This window comes from Bacteroidota bacterium, assembly GCA_013696965.1.
Taxonomy (GTDB): domain Bacteria; phylum Bacteroidota; class Bacteroidia; order JACCXN01; family JACCXN01; genus JACCXN01.
In genome coordinates this window covers 16,236-37,044 of sequence record JACCXN010000007.1, presented here as the reverse complement: position 1 = coordinate 37,044, position 20,809 = coordinate 16,236, and the positions used below count along the sequence as shown (strand labels likewise).

Genomic DNA, 20,809 nt, shown 5'->3' with positions numbered 1-20,809 from the left:
CAACACTGATTGTTTGTGTGAGTTCACCTCCTGGCATCCATTGGTAGTTGTCAGCACCATTGGCAGTAAGCTGAGTTAATGTTCCAACGCAAAATATTTGATCAGCCCCTGCATCAATAACAGGAATTGGTGATACTGTTACCAAAGCACTGGTAGTATCCGAACAACCGTTGAGTGAATATTCTAGATAATACCTTGTTGTAGTATTTGGTGATACTGTAATTGATGCTGTTTGCTCACCTCCCGGACTCCATAAAAAGGATCCTCCGTTTATTGTTGGTATAGCAGTAATTGTAACATTTTCTCCAATACAGATAGCTGTATCATTTAATGTCACTGTAGGTTTTGAATTTACGGTTACAGTAACACTACCAGAACTACCACAACCATTTTGATTGGATTCATTAACTGTATATGTAGTTGTAGAAGTAGGGAAGGCATATACCGTAGCTCCAGTTGTGGCACTTAAACCTATGGAAGGAGACCAAATATAGGTTCCAGACCCTGATGCGGATAAAGAAACAGAATCACCTTCGCAGATGGAGGCTGTTGCTGGGTTTACAGTAATAACAGCCGATGGAGTAACATTAACAGTTATACAGCTTGGCGGTGCAGTACCACAATTATTTGTTGCATCAGCACAAATCTGTACATTTCCATTAAATGTTGGATTCCACGTTACATTTGCACTCGTGCCACTACCAGTGATAGTATTTCCTGCACCAGTAATTGTCCAACCATAGGTAACGGTATTTCCTGTAGTTGTATAATTAGAAGTTGCAGTACCCTGACAAACAGTTAGTGGCCCATTAGGAGCGGTTGGGGTTATTGGGGCTTGATTAACCACAATTGTTTCTGTACTTGAACCACCGCAAACACCTGGAATTGTATATGTGATTGTATGTGTACCTACTCCTGCAACTCCAGGATTAAAGGTACCAGCGGAACCATTTGTTATTCCTGTACCAGTCCATGTTCCACCTCCAGTAACGGAAGTCAAATTTACGGCTGGAGAATTGGAGCAAAATGGTCCGGCAGGAGTGATTGTTGTATTGTATGGGCCTGTTTGTGCCCCATTTGGACCTAAAGACAAAGTAAAACTTGAACTTTGGGTTGAATAATCATGAACGATAATCATAATTGTTTGTCCAGCAGTAACCATAGGAGCAGCAATACTTGAGGAGCAAGGAAAATCATTTCCCCATTGGGTACAACCGGCAGAAGCAGGAGCATAATTACAACCAATTTCATTGCTTTGGTTCATTACTGCTGTACAGGCACCAACACCTGTGGGAATATTATAAATAATAACATCAATATACCCACTATTAGCATTGCCATTTACCAAAAGATTTAAGGGGCCGCCTTGGGTAATGCTTAATAAAACAAAGCCAAAGCCTGTTGTGTTTCCATACAAACCTGTACTACATCCTACGGGATTAGCGTAGTCAGTTGGTGGGCCTTGTGCTTGATTACTAAAAGAAAATGGCCCTGCTACACCAGGAGTACATATGGAGTTGTTTATATGACAGCCTGAGCCAGGAGGGGGAGGTGGAGGAGGTGGAGGAGGTGGAGGAGGATTGCCACAATTAGCTGTTGTATTAGAACCTTGGCCTGGGCAGGAGGCACACATATCAGAACAACAATCACCCAATAACCAACAGGCATCATCACACCAGCATCCACCAGCAGAACCTCCACAATTGCCAACACAGGATTGAGCAATAGTATCTTGGGGATTAATTAGGGATAAACAAGCAACAATAAAAAACAGGTATAAATATCTCATATCACTTATATTTACGGATAATTTCAAATCCTTTAATTATACATAATTTATATTCCATAGGATAGGAACTTATCCAATGTTTAAAAGCAAGATCAATTTTTTTCTGATCATTTCCTAAATTCTCGCGAACTGGAAAATTAGGAGCATGTATTGCCCGATATGCATTAAATTCTCCCATTATAGTTGATTTTATATAATCAAAATCATGAGGTAATTGAAAAATTTCCTTGTGTACCTTTTGGAGTTGATCCATCTTTTCTTCAACTGACAATTTATTAAGCCTTAGTTCAAGATCGCTGGATGGATTGCCATTTTGTGAATACAAATTAATGCAAACCGATGAAATTAAAAGGATAGTCAAAAAACAGCTCTTCATAATCATATTGAAATAGTTAATAAAGTATAGAATTTAATGATTTTCATCACAGATTAAACGAAACCGTTTTTTAATGGTTGCCTTATTCATTTTGGAAATAGCATTAAACCCTTTAATTTCATTTTTGTTTTTATTTAATTTTAGTCGTTAACATACGCCATCAATAAACTTTAACTTTTCACAAAGAATTTAAATTTTTCTTTTTTAAGGTGTTTCGAGGAGAATTTATTCATTTTATACTTGCTAAGTAATGAAAAATTTTCGAAAAAACATCTTTAAAAAAGGAAAAAACACAAACAGTTTAGATTTTTGTTCATTTTTTTAACTAATTGCAAGCAACATATTTTAGTGAATAAAGTTGTGATCTAATAAAACACTAAAAAACTTTATCTTTATCGCAATTATAAAAACCGTAAAACAATAACTTTTTAAATGAAAAGATTCCTAACTACCTGGATTGTCTTGATGAATTGCCTCTTTGCATATACTCAACAAACTGTAGAAAATTGGCCAAGTGGAAATAAGAGGTCCGAGGGCAAGTATAATATCCTTGGAGTTGAGCAGGGAAAATGGCTTTATTATTATGAGTCGGGTGAATTAGAAGAAGAAATGAATTACTCCAATGGGAAACCACACGGCAAGGTGGCCTATTATTATAAGAACGGAAAGACTAAGGATGTTGGTTATTTTAATAATGGAAAAGCCGATAGCCTGAAAACAAGCTGGTATGAAAGTGGCAATAAAAAGGAAGAAGGCTTTTATAAGGCTGGATATAAAGACAGCATCTGGATTAACTGGCAGGAAAATAATACAAAAATAAAAGTTGAGAAATTTAGTGCTGATACTATTCTTTTACTCGATTTTTGGAATGAGAAGGGAAAGCAGACAATTTTAAATGGAAATGGAACCTTGATTACTTGGTATAAAAACGACAAAATAAAGGAAAGTTCAGAGTATAAGAATGGGTATAAAGAGGGTAAAAACCTGCAGTATTATAATAATGGACAAAAGAAATCAGAAGGCGTATTCATTAAAGAGTTAAAGGATGGGCAATGGCAGGAATGGTATAGCAATGGACAACAAAAGGAAATTTCAAATTATGTGAATGGAAAAAAAGAGGGAAGCTTTAGTGAATGGTTTGAAAATGGGGGCAAATGGAAAGAAAGCAATTACCTTAACGACCAATTCAATGGACTTTCATCTCAATGGTTTGATAATTCTCAATTAAATTTTTCCGGAAAGTATAAAAATGGTTTAAAAGACGGCTCCTGGATCTGGTATTATAAAGATGGTAGTAAGGACATGGAGGGTGTATTTAAAGATGACTTGCAAAATGGAAAATGGGTTTTTTGGTTTTATAAAGGAGGAAAAGAATATGAGGGCGAATTTGTTTCAGGGGTAAAAGAGGGTGAATGGACATATTATTATACCGATCAAAAAATCTGGAAACAGGGCGGCTACAAAAACGACCTTAAAAACGGGAATTGGATTTATTGGTTTGAAAATGGCCAAAAAGTTCAACAAGGTGATTTTGTAAAAGATAAAGAAACAGGTCTTTGGTTATCCTGGTACGAAAACGGTCAGAAAAAGGACGAAGGCTTTTATGAAAATGGGAAAATGCATGGTTCCTGGAAAGGCTGGTTTAACAATGGAAAACCGAATTACGAGGGCTCTTGTAAAGAGGATGTTAAAGATGGCAACTGGGTATTTTATAATGCTCAAGGTAAAATGACAGAAAAGGGGAATTATGTAAAAGGATTTAAGGAAGGCTTTTGGATATCAAATTACGATACTGGAATAATGGAAAGCCAAGGAAGTTACTCAAAAGGAAAACCCGATGGGCTTTGGAACTATTATTTTGAAACCGGCCAAAAATTCCAGCAACAGAGTTTTCAAAAGGGTGAATTACATGGGAAAGGAATTAGTTACCATAGAGTTCCGGGGGAGGTAATAAGAAGCAAGTCCAATTACAAGAATGGAAAATCAGACGGAGTCTGGATTTTTTATGATAAAAAAGGAGTTGTAATTAATAAAGTAGAATATATAAACGGAATAAAAAAGTAATTTTTTTTAAATTACTTTTTTGCTTTTCTTATAAATTTTTTCTCTTCACTTCCGCTAAAGCTCAAATAAATTGCCAAGCCAACAACAGCTACAACACCTACAATCATTAAAATTGAAGTTATGTTTGTGTTGCCAGACACATCCTTTTTTACTTCCTTAAAAACAGTTTTCATTGTTTCGTTGGCTTGACCTTTTTCAGCAAAGACAGATTCAATTTGAATTGGAAGAAAAAGCAAGAATAAAATAAACATCCTTAAGTTTTTCATATGTATAGATTTTATATTTTTCATGGCTAAAGATATGGTTTTTTTATGATAGATATAAAGTTTTCATCGATTTGGTAATTTACAGTATAAACGAAGGGAGGATAAAAAAGTTGCTTTATTGCAATAATGTTTGCTGGTTTTGGTTTTATTATTACATTTGCAAATAATTAGCTAATAAAAGAAAGAGGGGACAGAAAGTCCCCTCTTTCTTTTAAAAAAAGCTGGAATAAAATGATAACAAAAGAAAAAATAGCTCCTCTGGTAGAGGAAAAATTAAAAGGATCTGATAATTATATAGTTGATATTAAGGTTAATACGGACAATAAAATCATCATTGAAATAGATAATGATAATGGCTTATTTATTGAAGATTGTATTAATGTAAGCCGTTATGTTGAACAAAATCTCGACAGAGAAGATGAAGATTTTGAATTGCAGGTTTCTTCTCCCGGATTAAGTCAGCCGTTTAAAATTAAGAGACAATACTTTAAAAATGTTGGAAGAAAAGTAGAAGTAGTTACCCTTGAGGGTGAAAAAATAACAGGAAAACTTGTTGCAGCAGATGAATTGGAAATTAAACTTGAAACAGAAGTAAAACTTAAGGACGAAATAACCAAAAAGAGAAAAACTGTAAATAAGATTATTAGCCTAAATTACAATAATATAAAAGAAACCAAAGTAGTTATATCTTTTAAATAATAAATTATAAGAATGAATAACCTTGAATTAATAGAATCATTTGCGGAATTTAAAGAAATAAAAAATATTGACCGCGTAACAATGATGGGCATATTGGAAGACGTTTTTCGCAGTATGCTTGTAAAAAAATATGGTACGGATGATAATTTTGACATAATTGTTAATCCTGAAAAAGGCGATCTTGAGATTTGGAGAAACAGGGAAATTGTAGACGATGAATTTGCAGAGGATAGCTTTGATTATGACGAAAACAAGCACATTAGCTTAGCAGAAGCCATTAAAATCGATCCTGATTTTGAAATTGGTGAAGATGTTTCAGAAGAAGTTAAATTATCTGACTTTGGAAGAAGATCTGTTCTTGCCATTCGTCAAAACCTTATGTCAAGATTAATGGAACTTGAAAAAGATTCTATTTATAAAAAATACAAGGAAAAAGTTGGTGAAATAATTACAGGAGAAGTTTATCAGATTTGGAAAAAAGAACTTCTGGTTTTGGATGATGAAGGAAACGAACTTATTTTGCCAAAAGTTGAACAAATTCCTTCTGATTATTTTAAGAAAGGGGAAACTGTAAGAGCTGTTGTTCTGAGAGTTGAAATGAAAAACAACAACCCGGTAATTGTTTTATCCAGAACAGCACCTAAATTTCTTGAAAAACTATTTGAACTGGAAGTTCCTGAAATTTTTGACGGATTAATTATTATAAAAAATATCGTTAGAGAGGCAGGAGAAAGAGCTAAAGTTGCTGTTGAATCCTATGATGATCGTATTGACCCAGTTGGAGCTTGCGTTGGAATGAAAGGTTCTAGAATTCATGGTATTGTTAGAGAATTGAAAAATGAAAACATTGATGTTATCAATTTCACAAGCAATAATTCGTTGTATATTACAAGAGCGCTTAGTCCTGCTAAGGTTACATCTGTTAAAATTGATGATGAAACAAAAAGGGCAGAAGTTTATCTTAAACCTGATCAAGTTTCCCTTGCTATTGGTAAAGGTGGTCATAACATTAAACTTGCCAGTAAATTAACTGGTTTTGATATAGATGTTTACAGAGATACAGATGTGGATGCTGAGGATGTGGATCTTGATGAATTTGCGGATGAAATTGAAAGCTGGATAATTGATGAACTTAAAGCAGTTGGATGCGATACGGCCCGAAGTGTGCTTGAATTAAGCGTGGAGGATCTTGTAAAAAGAACAGATCTTGAAGAAGAAACAATTAAAGATGTAAAAAATATTTTACAGGCTGAATTCGAATAAAAAAATTATTTCGTTATTTAAAAACATTAGATAACTTTATACAACAAAAATTTATTTCTGTATACATTGCAGAAAATTGGAGATTATAAATATGACTGAAAGCGTTCAAACAAGAAGATTAAGTAAGGTAGCTAAAGAATTGAATATTGGTATTTCCACCATTGTTGATTTCTTGTCTGAAAAAGGACATGCCGTTGACACTAATCCCAATACAAAAATCGATGATAAACTCTACGATGTGCTATGCTCTGCCTTTCAGTCTGAAAAATCCGATAAAGAAAAATCCCAAAAAGTTAAATTAAGTAATTTTAATAGGGAAACAATTAGCATTGATGATGAAGATAATTCTAAAGCGAATGAAAAAAAGAAAGCAGAACAGGATGAAGTTAGCATCAAAAATGTACAACAGGTAGAAAAACCAGAGGAAAAAAAGCCAGAGCAAATAAAGGCAGAAGCAATAAAGCCTGAAGAAAAAATATCAGAGGAAGTCATTAAACCTAGAATTGAGGGGAAGCAAGTAAAGATTATTGGAAAAATTGATCTTGAAGCCGGTAAGAAGAAAAAGAAACAAGAGCCAGAAGCTTCAGTGGAAAAAGAATCCATAGTGGAGGCCAAACCTAAATCAACAAAGGAAAAGGAATCTGTAAAAGAAAAAGAAACTTCAAAGGATACTAAAACAAGTACTCCAAAAGAAGAAACACCTAAAGTAGAAAAAGAAGATATTGCTAATGAGAAAGAGCAAAATGAAACTCAGGTAATTGCTGATGCTGCCAAGGAAAATGCACCTCAGGAAAAAGCAGCAGAAGTAACTAAGCCAGAGGATACAGTTAAGCCTGCAACGGAAGATATTTATAAAACCAAATTTACCAAACTCGAAGGTCCAACGATCTTAGGAAAAATAATTTTACCGGTAAAAGAAGAAAAGAAAAAGCCTGTTGCATCCTCTGCCTCATACGACAAAGAAAAAAATAAAAAGAAAAGAAAAAGAATTAAAAGACCGGATCAACCTCGAACAGGAACTCCCGGTACTGCAACTCCAGGAACAACCGTTTCCACACCCGGTAGTTCTACTCCTGCTGGTGATAGATTCAAGAAAGGTGTTAAAAAAGCCCCTGTTGTTAGGGCTGAATTAACGGATGTTCAAATACAAAATCAGATCAAGGAAACCCTTGCAAGACTTAGTGGTTCAGGGAAATCAAAAGCTGCTAAGTACAGGAAATTGAAAAGGGAAACAGTTTCTCAGCAATTACAAGCTGATATGGAGAAACTGGAAGAGGATAAAAAAGTGCTTAAAGTAACTGAATTTGTTTCTGCAAATCAGCTTGCCAAAATGATGGATGTTCCAGTAACAGAAATTATTTCTACCTGCATGAGCCTTGGTTTGTTCGTTTCAATCAACCAAAGGTTGGATGCGGAAACAATATCTATTGTGGCTGAAGAATTTGGATATACTGTTGAATTCGTAACCGTTCAATCATTGGATACCATTGCCCAGGAAGAAGATAATCCTGAGGATTTACTTGAGCGTCCTCCTATTGTTACTGTTATGGGTCACGTAGATCATGGTAAAACATCCCTTTTGGATTATATCAGAAAAGCAAATGTAATTGCAGGTGAAGCTGGAGGTATTACTCAGCACATAGGAGCATACAATGTTGTTTTGGATAACGGAAAGAGAATGACATTTTTAGATACTCCTGGCCATGAGGCTTTTACAGCCATGCGTGCAAGGGGTGCAAAAGTTACTGACGTTGCTATTATTGTAGTTTCTGCTGATGATAGTGTTATGCCTCAAACCATTGAAGCTATCAACCATGCACAGGCTGCTGGTGTTCCCCTTGTTTTTGCCATCAATAAGATTGACAAACCAGGTGCAAACCCAGAAAAAATTAAGGAGCAGCTTGCTAATATGAATATCCTGGTTGAAGACTGGGGTGGAAAATTCCAAAGCCAAGAAATATCAGCAAAATCAGGTACAAACATGCAAGTATTGCTTGATAAAGTATTGCTTGAAGCAGAGCTTTTAGATTTAAAAGCAAACCCTAAGCGCAATGCACACGGTACTGTAATTGAATCTCAACTTGACAAAGGCCGTGGTTATGTATCTACAGTTCTTGTCCAAAAAGGATCTTTAAAAGTTGGGGATGTGGTTCTTGCTGGATGTTTTTCAGGAAGAGTTAAAGCTTTATTTAATGAAAGAGGAATGCCAATTACAGAAGCTGGACCATCAATGCCTGCTCAGCTTTTAGGTTTGAATGGTGCACCTCAGGCCGGAGATACTTTTAATGTAATGAATGATGAACGTGAAGCAAAGGATATTGCTTCAAAAAGAATGCAGCTTCAACGAGAACAAGGTATTCGTACTCAAAAGCATATTACTCTTGATGAAATTGGAAGAAGACTCGCAATAGGTGATTTCCAAGAGTTGAATATCATTGTTAAGGGTGACGTAGACGGTTCTATTGAAGCACTTTCCGATTCATTGTTAAAACTTTCTACCGACAAAGTACAGGTTAATATTATTCATAAATCAGTAGGACAAATTACAGAATCAGATGTTTTGCTTGCCTCGGCTTCAAATGCTATAATTATTGGATTTCAGGTAAGACCAAGTCCTAGTGCACGTAAACTTGCTGAAAATGAGCAAATAGATATCAGATTGTACTCCATCATTTATGATGCAATCAATGAAATTAAAGCTGCAATGGAAGGTATGCTTGCTCCACAATTTGAAGAGAAGATCATTTGCAACATTGAAATACGTGATGTGTTTAGGATATCCAAAGTAGGTACCGTTGCAGGATGTATGGTTTTAGATGGTAAAGTAACAAGGAATACTAAAGTAAGGGTTATTCGTGATGGTATTGTAGTATATTCCGGTGAACTTGGATCATTAAAGAGATTTAAAGATGACGTAAAAGAGGTAACTACAGGATATGAGTGTGGTTTGAATATTCAGAACTTCAACGATATAAAAGAAAAGGATATTATTGAAGGATATGAAATGATTGAAATAAAGAAAAAGCTATAATATATTAGTTTTTAATTCATACTATTCGTCAATTTTCAATTCATTATGAACTGATAAATTGGCGAATTGGTTTTTTAAGTTATAGGGTTAACAGTTTTTATTTCCGGCACTTACATTAATTCCCTCTTAGTAATTAACAATTGAAATAATTTATTTAAAGAGTAGGCTCGAAATCTTTTATTATGAACATTAAAGTTGTTTTAAGACTAATACTAAACTTTATTCATTTTGATTTAACCAAGAATCTTGAATACGACAGGTTAACTAAATTAATAATGCAGCGTACCATTAATCCTGATTCAAATTGCATAGATGTTGGATGCCATAAAGGAGAAATTTTGAAATACATTTTAAAAAACGCTCCAAACGGAAAACATTATGCTTTTGAACCAATTCCTTATTTGTTTAAGCAATTAGAAAAAGAGTTCAATAGTCAAAATATTTCACTTTTTTCTTGTGCACTTTCTGATAAAGCCGGTGAGTCATCTTTTCAACTTGTGAAGAATGCACCTGCATATAGCGGAATAAATAAAAGAAAATACGATATTCAGAGACCTGATATCGAAGAAATAAAAGTAGAATTAAAAACACTTGACCAGATTATTCCTTCTCAAACAAAAATTGATTTTATTAAAATTGATGTTGAAGGAGGGGAATTTGGGGTACTTAAAGGTGCAAAGGAGATACTGAAATCCTCTCAACCCATCGTTATTTTTGAATGTGGTATGGGTGCAAGTGATTATTATGGCACAAAGCCTCTTGAATTGTATGAATTCATTACTCAGGAAATTGGGCTAAAAATATCCACCCTTAAATCATTTATAAAGGGCAAGGATTCTTTAACTCCTGAAGATTTCGAATTTTGTTTTAAAACAAATAAAGAATATTATTTTATTGCTCATAAATAGAGACAGTACAAACAAAACCAATAAAATAGCTTCTTTTTCCCAACAAGAGTTAAATTAGGATCCTTTTTGAAAAAACAGGTTTTGAATACCTTGAAAGCTTTACTAAGGTTTGAAAAACTGAGTAAAAACAAGGCTACTGTTAAATTATAGTTTCGGTAAATTTATCTCGTCCTTAACAATAAAGGCTCCCCTAAAGTCTTTTTTTACCTGTTCCAGAAATTTTGATGCATCTAGTTTTGTTCTGAAATCCCCTACGCGCACCTTAAAGTTAGGTGCATGATGAACCACATAAGCATCTACATTTGGATATTTAGATAAAAAAACGGCCTTGGCATCATTTGAAGCCTTTCTTGAATTGGCTCCTGATTCTGTGGAAATTTGAACTCTGAAACCATCTAATGTTTGCTTACTTTCATTTATTTCAAGATGCTTTTTAAGAAGCGAATCAATCCGCTGATCCTGGATAATATGAATTCTTCCAGGACTTGTTTTTATCATTAAGGAATCCCTATTGTTTGAAACAATTAATTTTCTAGAATTTAGAGAACTTTTTTCTTCTGTTAAATCAAACTCTTGAGCAAAACAGAACTGAAATGCAATCAAAAAACAAAAGAAGGATAAAAAAAGCTTGATTTTCATGGGTTCAAAATATTTACAAATGTATTACAAATTCGAGTACTGGACAAATAACTTGATCCTGCCTCCTCAATTATTGCCATGTTATATTAAATTAATGTTTTTAATATCAGGCTAATGAGCTCATTGAGAAATACGAAACTTTGGATGCCTTTATTGCATTGAAGTTGCGCCTTATTTAGAATCAATATAAATTGTTGCATAAAATGAATTTTTTATGTATATTATGTTTCATAAAGTTCCGAATATCCTAAATTTGCCTCCGATAAAAAATCTGATTAGTTCTAATTTTTGATACAGATCATCTAAAAAATTCAGTATGAATACTACATCCAATAAGCCTTTACGGGCAATATGGGTTCTCACAATATGTATGGTTTTTTTCACTTTTTTTAGTGTTAAAACTGCTTTTGCACAACCTGATGGGCAAAAACTATTCAGGAACAATTGTTCATCATGTCATACCATAACCGATGCTAAGCTAATTGGCCCTGGTTTAAAAGGTGTTCAAGACAGATGGCAGAATAAAGAAAACCTGTATTCTTGGATTAGAAATGCTCCTGAATTCTTGAAAACTGGCGATCCATACGCTAATCAATTGTTTGAGCAGTACAACAAGTCTATAATGACTCCTTTTCCTCATTTAAAGGATGAAGAAATTGAAGCCATCTTAAGTTATGTTGCAAATCCTCCGGTTAAAGTGGGTGATGTTCCAAAGGGTTTACCAGGTGCTGAAAAAGTAACTTCTCCAACATCTACAATTCTTACTTTGTTTTCTATTGCTGTTGTTTTAATAATTCTTTTATTGATATTAATAGGAGTTAAAAAATCACTTAAAAAAGTAGTAAATGAAAAATTAAGTATTCCTGAGGGTCCTGAACTTTCATTTTTAGAATCAGTAAGGGCATGGATTTACAGGAACAATAAGCTTACTGCCTTAATAATTATTTTGCTTGTTATTGGAGGGATGAAGGATGGTTGGGATTCATTAATGGGAATAGGCGTTTATAAAGGATACGCTCCTGAACAACCAATTAATTTCTCTCACAGAATACATGCTGGTGACAATGCGATCGCCTGTATTTATTGCCACTCCGCGGCAGATGAGAGCAGACATGCGGGAATTCCTTCAGCAAATGTATGCATGAATTGTCATAAAGGCATTCAGGAAGGTACTGAAACTGGTTCAACAGAAATTGCTAAAATATATGAAGCCCTTGATTATGATCCTGCAACGGGAACTTATGGAACAAATACAAAACCAATAAGCTGGGTTAGGGTGCATAACTTGCCTGATCTTGCCTATTTCAATCACTCGCAACACGTAAATGTTGCAGGTGTTGAATGTCAAACTTGCCATGGGCCTGTTGAAAAAATGGAGGTTGTAGCCCAGCATACTGATCTTACTATGGGATGGTGTATTGATTGCCATCGCGAAACAGAAGTTAAAACTGCAGGCAACGGGTATTATGAAGAATTCCATAAACGTCTTGTTGAATCCGGACATGCTTATAAAGCCAATCCCGGATCAGTTAAATCAGATCATACAAAACTAACAGTAGATAAAATTGGTGGCATTGAGTGTGCCAAGTGTCATTACTAAAAAAATTATTGCTGCCCCTTATGGGTACAAATATTATATATTGAAAAAAACATGGGTACTACAAAAAAATACTGGAAAAGTTTAGCACAATTAAATGAAGATCCGGAATTTGTAAATTCTTCTAAAAAAGAATTTGCAGAGGAAATGCCTTTGGAATCTTTCTTAGGTGATGATAATTTAGCTGAATCATCAACCAACAGAAGAGATTTTCTTAAAGTTTTGGGATTTAGTGTTACCGCTGCCTCGCTTGCTGCATGCGAAACCCCTGTTATTAAGGCCGTGCCCTATTTGAATAAACCTGAAGAAGTTACTCCAGGAGTTGCCAATTGGTATGCTAGTTCCTATTTTGATGGAAATGATTATGCAAGTATTCTAGTAAAAACAAGGGAAGGAAGACCAATACATATTACCGGGAATAAAAATTCTTCCATTACAGGAGCTGGTGTAAACGCAAGGGTTAATTCATCTGTTTTATCTCTGTATGATTCTACAAGGTTAAATGGTCCTCTTGCTGCTGGTAGTCCAACAACATGGAATAGCGTAGACGGAGAAATCACAAAGCAAATGGAACAAATTGCGGCACAAGGTGGAAACATACGAATTCTTTCTCATTCAATTATTAGTCCTTCTACAAAACAGGTGATTGCAGATTTTTCTGCAAAATATCCAAATGTAGTACATGTAAATTACGATACTATTTCCTATTCTGGAATTATCAAGGCTAACCAGGCAAGTTTTGGAAAAGCTGCATTTCCATCCTTAAATTTCTCTAATGCAAAAGTTGTAGTAACTATTGCTGCTGATTTTATGGGCGGATGGGGTTCTTCAATTGAATACTTAACACAATTTGCTAAAACAAGAAGACCTGAAAATGGTTGGATGTCACGCATGTATGCTTTTGAATCAAACCTTTCCCTAACCGGAAGTAATGCTGATGTTCGGGTTCCTGTTAAACCATCTGAACAAGGACTGGCTGCATTGGCATTGTATAATGAAATCGCAAAAAAATCTGGTGCACAAACACTTTCTAATGTTGAGGTGCCTTTTAAAAATACAATAAGTAAAGCAGCTGAAGAACTTTGGGCAAATAGAGGAAGTTCTCTGGTTGTAGCTGGATCTAATGATATTGCAGTACAAACAATAGTGAATGCTATTAATTCTCTTTTGGGGAACTATGGCAAAACAATTGATTTAAATAATGCAGATTTAACAAAGCAAGGGGATGATGCAAATGTAGATCAACTTGTAAAAGATATGAATTCAGGTGCTGTTGCAGCATTATTCATTTATGGAGTTAATCCTGTATATTCATTGCCAAATGGTGATGCCTTTGCACAAGGATTAAGTAAAGTTAAACTTTCTGTTTCTTTTTCTGATAAAGAGGATGAAACAGCTTCTCTTGTAAATTATGTGTGCCCTGATCATCATTACCTTGAGTCATGGAATGATCTTCAACCAAGAACGAGCAAATATTCATTAGCACAGCCTACAATTTCGCCTTTGTTTAATACGCGTCAGGTGCAGGATAGTTTATTAAAGTGGTCTGGAAGTGATTTAAGCTATTATTCTTTTATTAGAAATACCTGGAATGATAGGATCTTCCCATTACAAACAACCAATACCCTTTTTGATTCCTTCTGGAACAATACCTTGCATGATGGTGTTTTTGAAATTCCGGTTCAACAAGCCGAACCTGTTTCTTTTGGCGCTGACCTGAGTGGTTCTGCATCAAAAATTACCACTGTTAAACCAGGGGAATTAGAACTTGCTTTGTATCAAAAAATCAGTATGGGAGATGGAAATCAGGCAAATAATCCTTGGTTGCAAGAACTTCCTGATCCGGTTACCAGAATTACCTGGGATAACTATATTACCATGGCTCCTCAGCAAATGCAGGAAATCAATTGGAAATTTGGTTTGCTTGCAAGAGGAGAGGATGAGGCTGATGTTGCCGAGGTTGTTGTAAATGGCATTTCCATTAAACTTCCGGTTGTTCCACAACCAGGTCAAGCTTACGGAACCATTGGAATTGCCTTAGGTTACGGAAGGACTAAAGCGGGGAAAGCTGGTAATGAAGTAGGTAAAAACGCTTTTCCTCTGGCAACTTTTGCAAATGGGACCTATAATTATACTATTTCAAGTGTTTCAATCAGCAAAACTGGTGAAAAACATCAAATTGCTTCTGTTCAGCAGCATCATACTTTAATGGGTCGTGAGATTGTTAAAGAAACTATTTTGACGGATTATCTGGCGGATCCAAAATCGGGTAATCCTGATATAATGCTTGCCACTTTTAAAGGTCCACAATTGGTTAGTAAAGTTGATCTTTGGAGAGAACATCCGGTGGATACAATAGGCCATAGATGGGCTATGACAATTGATTTAAACACTTGCTTTGGTTGTGGAGCTTGCGTTACTGCATGCCATTCTGAAAACAATGTACCAGTTGTAGGTAAAGATGAAGTTAGAAGAGGAAGAGATATGCATTGGCTTAGAATTGACAGGTATTTCAGTTCTGCAATGACAAAGAAAAAAGCTGCTGATGAGAATGTTGGTGCAATAGACATGTATCTTGAAATGGAAGTTCCGGAAGCTGAAAATCCTGAAGTTTCTTTTCAGCCTATGCTTTGCCAACATTGCAACCACGCTCCTTGCGAAACAGTTTGCCCTGTTGCCGCAACAACTCATAGCAATGAAGGACTAAACCAAATGACCTATAACCGTTGCATAGGTACCAGATACTGCGCTAACAACTGTCCATATAAAGTACGAAGATTTAACTGGTTCAGCTATCCTGGAAATGAAAAATTTGCAGATGTGAATCCAGCAATGGATCAACTTTCCAAAATGGTACTTAACCCTGATGTTATTGTAAGAGGAAGAGGGGTAATGGAAAAATGCTCCTTCTGTGTACAAAAAATACAGGCTGGAAAACTTGTTGCTAAAAAAGAGAAGAGAAAAATTGCTGACGGAGATGTTGTTACTGCTTGCGCCTCTGCTTGTCCTACTAACGCAATTGTTTTTGGAGATTACAATGATATGGCAAGCAATGATGGCAAAGGAAGCGAAGTTAAAATCAACTCTGCCAATCCAAGAGCTTATCATGTGATAGAGGAAGTAGGAACAAAGCCTAACATTTGGTATATGACTAAGGTTCGGAATAAATCTCAGGAACAAGCTTAAATAAATATTAAACAGGATCAGGTAATAATCTAATTCAATACATAAAAAATGCAAGTTGATTCACATATAAGAGAACCCCTAATACTTGGTGATAAATCATACGGAGATATTACCGCTGATGTTATGAGGCCCATTATTGGAAAAGCCAATAAATCGTGGTATGTCGCATTTACTATTTCCGTTATTATCGCCCTTTGGGGGGTAGGATGTATAATGTATACTATAGGTGAGGGTATTGGAACCTGGGGATTGAACAAAACTGTTGGATGGGCCTGGGATATTACCAATTTCGTTTGGTGGGTTGGTATTGGCCATGCCGGTACACTTATTTCTGCTGTGCTTTTATTGTTCCGCCAGAGATGGAGAATGGCAATTAACAGATCTGCAGAAGCAATGACAATTTTTGCAGTTATGATGGCTGCTTTGTTCCCAGGTATTCACATGGGAAGAATTTGGCTGGCTTATTGGGTACTTCCACTTCCAAATCAATTCGGTTCATTGTGGGTGAATTTCAATTCACCACTTCTATGGGACGTTTTTGCAATCAGTACTTACTTTACAGTTTCCCTCGTTTTCTGGTACATTGGTTTAATTCCCGATTTTGGTTCTATCCGTGATAAGCTGGTAAACCCACTTGGAAAAAAAATATACGGTATTTTAAGTTTCGGTTGGACCGGTAATGCAAAGGCATGGACAAGATTTGAAGAAGTTTCTCTTGTACTTGCAGGGGTTGCAACTCCCCTTGTATTCTCGGTTCACTCAATTGTAAGTATGGACTTTGCAACATCAGTAATACCAGGATGGCATACAACTATTTTCCCTCCTTATTTCGTTGCTGGAGCTATATTTTCAGGTTTTGCCATGGTACTCACGCTTCTTATCATGATGAGAAAATTGCTGAATCTTGAAAATTACATTACAATTAAACATATTGAATACATGAACATTGTAATCATTATTACCGGTTCAATTGTAGGTGTTGCTTACCTTTCTGAATTGTTTATTTCCTGGTATTCAGGAGTTGAATATGAGCAGTATGCTTTTATAAATCGCGCTACTGGGCCATATTGGTGGGCTTATTGGAGTATGATGACATGTAATGTTGTTACGCCTCAATTATTCTGGTTCAAAAAAATCAGAACAAGTTTTATTGCAACTTTTATCATTTCAATTTTTGTAAACATAGGAATGTGGTTCGAAAGATTTGTAATTATTGTTACTTCTTTACACAGAGATTATTTGCCATCAAGTTGGTTGATGTTTTCACCAACATTTGTAGATATTGGAATTTTTATTGGAACTATAGGTATATTCTTTACCCTGTTCCTGTTGTTTGCCAGGTTTTTCCCTGTACTTGCATTCAATGAGTTAAAAACGATCCTTAAATCAACGGGTGAAAAATATAAAAACAAAGCGCATCATTAATAGATAAGATAATACAATGAGCAACGGAAACAAAATTATTTACGCACTTTACGATGATGATCATGACCTTATGGAAGCAGCTAAAAAGCTTGTTGCCAAAGGAGTGAGAGTTAATGATGTTTATTCTCCATTTCCAATACATGGGCTTGATCCTGTTATTGGAATTAAAAGAACAAGAATGGCTATAGTGGCTTTTTTGTTTGGAATTACCGGATTAAGCCTAGCCTTATTGGGCATCTGCTATTTTATGATTGGTGACTGGCCAATGAATATTGGGGGTAAACCTAGTTTTACTTTTATTGAAAATATTCCCAGTTTTATTCCGGTAACTTTTGAATTCACAGTTTTTTGTGCAGCGCATGGAATGGCATTAACATACCTGATTAGAAACCGCACTTTGCCTGGTTTAAGTGCTCGTAACCCAGATCCTAGAACAACTGATGACAAATTTTTAATGGAAATTCTAACGACTCAAAACAGAAGAAATTCAGCCGAAGAAATTATCGGTATGATCAATGAGTCCGCAGTTTCTGAATTAACAGTAAAAGACATTTAATTTTAATAACTTTTTCAATGAGTGGAAGTAGTAAAATAAATAAGATTTTTCCAGCAGCTATATTATTGTTTGTATTGTTTGCTGTAAGTTCTTGCAAGGATTCTCAAAGCCCTGGGCTTGAGTATATGCCGGATATGTATCGTTCAGAGGCAAGAAAAGCATATGTAAATTATGATTATCCAGATAGTATAACAGTTAGGCAACCTGTTGCAGGAACAATACCTTATTCCAACTCTGTTCAAGAAAGATTTAATAACATGCCTTATCCTTTTCCAAATACTGCTGAAGGTTATGAAGCAGCTGGTGCAAATCTTAAAAACCCTTTGGAATTAAATGAAGCCACACTTGCAGAAGGAAAAAGATTGTACACGAACTATTGCATGATGTGTCATGGTGAGAATGGAAAAGGAGACGGAATTCTTGTTCAAAGAGAAAAATTTCCTCCTCCCCCATCTTATATTTCTGACCAAATTATTAATTTACCTGAAGGTAAAATGTTTCACACAGTTACTTTTGGTAAAGGATTAATGGGCTCACACGCCTCTCAGCTCACCAAAATACAAAGATGGAAAATTATCCATTATGTGCAGAAGCTGCAACAGGTGGAGAAATAAAAAAGATAAGGAGTAAAAAACATTAAATAGAGTAAAGCCAGCATTGCGTCTCTTGCTTGTTTTATTTGCAACTAAAAACTAAATTATTTTCAGATGAATCTCAATTATACTTTTTCAAACAAGAACAGAATTCTGACATTCATCCTAATGGCAATCGGAGTAATAGCTATTGCAGTTGGGTTTATGACTGATCATGAAACTCATGGAACTAGGGTTTGGGCTAATTTGCTTACCAATAGTATTTTCTTTCTTGGTATGGGTGTTTGTGCAACATTTTACATAGCACTTAATTATGCAGCAGAGGCCGCTTGGGGAGTTGCTTTGAAAAGAGTATTTGAAGCTGTTGCTGCATTTCTTCCTTTTGGAGCCCTGGCCCTTATCATAGTTCTTTTTGCCGGAACAATGCACTGGCACCATATTTACCATTGGATGGCCGAAGGCATAGCCATTGAAGGACATGAGAATTACGATAAAATTATTGCAGGTAAAACAGGTTATTTAAACCAACCTTTTTTCTGGATAAGAACTTTGATTTATCTTGGCGTATGGACTGCATTTATGCTTGTTTTCAGAAAAAGATCTTTACAAGAAGATGAAATAGGTGGAACACAAATACATTTTAAGAACATCAAGATTGCTGCATGGTTCCTTGTCTTTTTTGCTATTACCTCCACTACATCTTCTTGGGATTGGGTTATGTCAATTGATCCACATTGGTTTAGTACTTTATTTGGCTGGTATACTTTTTCCGGATTTTGGATAAGCGGTACTATCGCAATTATGATGTTCACACTTTACCTAAAGAGTAAAGGTCATCTTGAGCAGGTTACAGAAAGCCATATTCATGATATGGGAAAATGGTTGTTTGCAGTGAGTTTTCTTTGGAGTTACTTATGGTTTTCTCAATTCATGCTTATTTGGTATTCAAATATTCCTGAGGAGGTAACCTACTATATGAGCAGAATCGCAAATTATCGTTTTGCCTTCTTTGGTATGTTCCTTATCAATTTTGTTTTTCCTATGCTTCTTCTTATGTCTAGAGATGCTAAAAGAAATTACAAATTCCTTTTTGTTGTTGCCTTAATTATTTTTGTAGGGCATTGGATGGATACTTATGTTATGATAATGCCGGGTGCAACAGAAGGGCATGGTTGGAATGGATTTGCATTGTATGAATTTGGAATACTTGCTGGATTTATTGGTTTGTTTTTATTTGTAGTTCAAAATGCACTTACAAAAGCCCCTTTAATGGTTAAACAACATCCATACCTTTCTGAAACGATTAACCACCATACCTAAGATTAACAAAAATAAAAGCATAACGAAAAGCAATTTAATTTTTTAAGATATGATCAACTTTCTGATATTCCTTGTAGTCTTGTTTGGAATAATATTACTTGTGCAGCTTGTGAGAATTTACGAGCTTGTGACCGTATTGCGTGGCGGTGCAAAAGACGATGAAATCAGCAGAAGCGACAATAAGCTTAACGCCAATCTTATGCTCTTGTTTCTCTTTGTGTTTATTGGTGGCTTTTTTTATCAGATTTATGCCTATAAAGATCTGATGTTACCAATTTCTGCATCAGAACATGGTGTTGATGTTGATCAATTGTGGGATTTTAATATGATTCTTTTAAGTATTGTATTTATAGGAACTCATATTCTTTTGTTCGTATTCGCATTTAAATATTATTTCAGAAAAGAAAAGAAAGCCTTTTATTTTACCCATAGTAATAAACTTGAATTTATCTGGACAATTATTCCTGCTATTGTTCTTGCTGTAATTATCATTTATGGTTTAATGACCTGGAATAAAATTACAGGCCCGGCTCCTGAGGATGCTCTTACAATAGAAGTGTATGGCAAGCAATTCGACTGGACGGTTCGTTATCCGGGAGATGATGGTGCTTTAGGAAAGTCTAATTACAGGTTAATTGAAGGCACTAATGATTTAGGACTTGATGTTAAGGATGAAAATGCATGGGATGATAAGCTTGTTAAAAATGAATTTCACATTCCCGTTAATCGTGCTGTAAATATGGTAATCCGCTCCAGGGATGTTATCCATAGTGTTTATTTGCCACATTTCAGAGTTCAAATGAATGCAGTACCAGGAATGTCTACACAATTTCATTTTATTCCAACAATTACAACTGCTCAAATGAAAGAGCAAACAAAAAATCCGGAGTTTGATTACATTCTATTGTGTGCGAAAATTTGTGGAGCTGCTCATTATAACATGCAGATGACTTTGATTGTGGACACAGAGGAAGATTATCAAAAATGGTTGGCCTCACAAACTGTTTTTATGCCACAAAGTGAACCAACTGCTCAAATAGCAGAGTAAAGATTAATAAGAAAAGTAGATAGAAAAACAGTTAAATTTTATAATTATC

The 20,809-nt window shown here is 35.2% G+C and carries 16 protein-coding genes; 12 read left to right on the top strand and 4 right to left on the bottom strand.

Annotated features, from left to right (window positions below; genetic code table 11):
- Together H0V01_01195 and H0V01_01190 are read right to left on the bottom strand one after the other, a co-directional pair.
- On the bottom strand, nt 1–1,789 hold a 1,789-nt coding region (locus H0V01_01195), incomplete at its 3' end, for a hypothetical protein (GenBank protein ID MBA2581982.1).
- A gap of 1 nt (nt 1,790) precedes the next feature.
- The gene (locus H0V01_01190; protein ID MBA2581981.1) at nt 1,791–2,150 is read right to left on the bottom strand and encodes a hypothetical protein; all 360 of its coding nucleotides are present in this window, start codon (nt 2,148–2,150) and stop codon (nt 1,791–1,793) included.
- Between the two features lie 447 nt (nt 2,151–2,597).
- Between H0V01_01190 and H0V01_01185 the strand changes: the two genes are divergently transcribed.
- A complete protein-coding gene (locus tag H0V01_01185; protein ID MBA2581980.1) occupies nt 2,598–4,229 on the top strand; it encodes a hypothetical protein in 1,632 nt (543 codons plus the stop codon).
- 11 nt (nt 4,230–4,240) lie between these two features.
- On the opposite strand, the gene H0V01_01180 is transcribed toward H0V01_01185, so the two are convergent.
- On the bottom strand, nt 4,241–4,519 hold the full coding sequence (locus H0V01_01180; GenBank protein MBA2581979.1) for a hypothetical protein: 279 nt from the start codon (nt 4,517–4,519) through the stop codon (nt 4,241–4,243).
- Nucleotides 4,520–4,726: 207 nt separating this feature from the next.
- Here H0V01_01180 and rimP point away from each other — a divergent pair, with 207 nt between their 5' ends.
- From rimP to H0V01_01160, 4 genes are all read left to right on the top strand, one after another.
- Complete coding sequence (gene rimP, locus H0V01_01175; protein MBA2581978.1) at nt 4,727–5,194, top strand: ribosome assembly cofactor RimP; 468 nt, start codon at nt 4,727–4,729, stop codon at nt 5,192–5,194.
- A gap of 12 nt (nt 5,195–5,206) precedes the next feature.
- Nucleotides 5,207–6,457: a transcription termination/antitermination protein NusA gene (gene nusA / locus H0V01_01170; GenBank protein ID MBA2581977.1), complete on the top strand. Its 1,251-nt coding sequence runs from the start codon at nt 5,207–5,209 to the stop codon at nt 6,455–6,457.
- Nucleotides 6,458–6,548: 91 nt separating this feature from the next.
- Complete coding sequence (gene infB, locus H0V01_01165; protein MBA2581976.1) at nt 6,549–9,488, top strand: translation initiation factor IF-2; 2,940 nt, start codon at nt 6,549–6,551, stop codon at nt 9,486–9,488.
- Nucleotides 9,489–9,670: 182 nt separating this feature from the next.
- On the top strand, nt 9,671–10,396 hold the full coding sequence (locus tag H0V01_01160; protein MBA2581975.1) for an FkbM family methyltransferase: 726 nt from the start codon (nt 9,671–9,673) through the stop codon (nt 10,394–10,396).
- 144 nt (nt 10,397–10,540) lie between these two features.
- On the opposite strand, the gene H0V01_01155 is transcribed toward H0V01_01160, so the two are convergent.
- A complete protein-coding gene (locus tag H0V01_01155) occupies nt 10,541–11,035 on the bottom strand; it encodes an SPOR domain-containing protein (protein MBA2581974.1) in 495 nt (164 codons plus the stop codon).
- Between the two features lie 316 nt (nt 11,036–11,351).
- Here H0V01_01155 and H0V01_01150 point away from each other — a divergent pair, with 316 nt between their 5' ends.
- From H0V01_01150 to H0V01_01120, 7 genes are all read left to right on the top strand, one after another.
- Nucleotides 11,352–12,635 carry a c-type cytochrome gene (locus tag H0V01_01150; protein ID MBA2581973.1) on the top strand — a complete coding sequence of 428 codons (1,284 nt, stop codon included), beginning with the start codon at nt 11,352–11,354 and terminating at the stop codon, nt 12,633–12,635.
- 51 nt (nt 12,636–12,686) lie between these two features.
- The gene (locus H0V01_01145) at nt 12,687–15,818 is read left to right on the top strand and encodes a TAT-variant-translocated molybdopterin oxidoreductase (protein ID MBA2581972.1); all 3,132 of its coding nucleotides are present in this window, start codon (nt 12,687–12,689) and stop codon (nt 15,816–15,818) included.
- A gap of 48 nt (nt 15,819–15,866) precedes the next feature.
- The gene (nrfD, locus tag H0V01_01140) at nt 15,867–17,243 is read left to right on the top strand and encodes a polysulfide reductase NrfD (protein MBA2581971.1); all 1,377 of its coding nucleotides are present in this window, start codon (nt 15,867–15,869) and stop codon (nt 17,241–17,243) included.
- A gap of 16 nt (nt 17,244–17,259) precedes the next feature.
- A complete protein-coding gene (locus H0V01_01135) occupies nt 17,260–17,799 on the top strand; it encodes a DUF3341 domain-containing protein (GenBank protein ID MBA2581970.1) in 540 nt (179 codons plus the stop codon).
- A gap of 17 nt (nt 17,800–17,816) precedes the next feature.
- Entirely contained in the window at nt 17,817–18,413 is a 597-nt protein-coding gene (locus H0V01_01130) for a cytochrome c (GenBank protein ID MBA2581969.1), read from the top strand.
- Between the two features lie 147 nt (nt 18,414–18,560).
- Nucleotides 18,561–19,712 (top strand): quinol:cytochrome C oxidoreductase, encoded by a 1,152-nt coding sequence (locus H0V01_01125; protein MBA2581968.1) that lies wholly within the window; start codon nt 18,561–18,563, stop codon nt 19,710–19,712.
- A 49-nt stretch (nt 19,713–19,761) separates the two neighbouring features.
- Nucleotides 19,762–20,760 (top strand): cytochrome c oxidase subunit II, encoded by a 999-nt coding sequence (locus H0V01_01120; GenBank protein MBA2581967.1) that lies wholly within the window; start codon nt 19,762–19,764, stop codon nt 20,758–20,760.
- Nucleotides 20,761–20,809 lie beyond the last annotated feature (49 nt).

Bases quoted from the DNA above. Each gene is read 5' to 3' on its own strand.
- H0V01_01185 (MBA2581980.1), top strand. From the start codon at position 2,598: ATGAAAAGATTCCTAACTACCTGGATTGTCTTGATGAATTGCCTCTTT.
- H0V01_01180 (MBA2581979.1), bottom strand. From the start codon at position 4,519: ATGAAAAATATAAAATCTATACATATGAAAAACTTAAGGATGTTTATT.
- rimP (MBA2581978.1), top strand. From the start codon at position 4,727: ATGATAACAAAAGAAAAAATAGCTCCTCTGGTAGAGGAAAAATTAAAA.
- nusA (MBA2581977.1), top strand. From the start codon at position 5,207: ATGAATAACCTTGAATTAATAGAATCATTTGCGGAATTTAAAGAAATA.
- infB (MBA2581976.1), top strand. From the start codon at position 6,549: ATGACTGAAAGCGTTCAAACAAGAAGATTAAGTAAGGTAGCTAAAGAA.
- H0V01_01160 (MBA2581975.1), top strand. From the start codon at position 9,671: ATGAACATTAAAGTTGTTTTAAGACTAATACTAAACTTTATTCATTTT.
- H0V01_01155 (MBA2581974.1), bottom strand. From the start codon at position 11,035: ATGAAAATCAAGCTTTTTTTATCCTTCTTTTGTTTTTTGATTGCATTT.
- H0V01_01150 (MBA2581973.1), top strand. From the start codon at position 11,352: ATGAATACTACATCCAATAAGCCTTTACGGGCAATATGGGTTCTCACA.
- H0V01_01145 (MBA2581972.1), top strand. From the start codon at position 12,687: ATGGGTACTACAAAAAAATACTGGAAAAGTTTAGCACAATTAAATGAA.
- nrfD (MBA2581971.1), top strand. From the start codon at position 15,867: ATGCAAGTTGATTCACATATAAGAGAACCCCTAATACTTGGTGATAAA.
- H0V01_01135 (MBA2581970.1), top strand. From the start codon at position 17,260: ATGAGCAACGGAAACAAAATTATTTACGCACTTTACGATGATGATCAT.
- H0V01_01130 (MBA2581969.1), top strand. From the start codon at position 17,817: ATGAGTGGAAGTAGTAAAATAAATAAGATTTTTCCAGCAGCTATATTA.
- H0V01_01125 (MBA2581968.1), top strand. From the start codon at position 18,561: ATGGCAATCGGAGTAATAGCTATTGCAGTTGGGTTTATGACTGATCAT.
- H0V01_01120 (MBA2581967.1), top strand. From the start codon at position 19,762: ATGATCAACTTTCTGATATTCCTTGTAGTCTTGTTTGGAATAATATTA.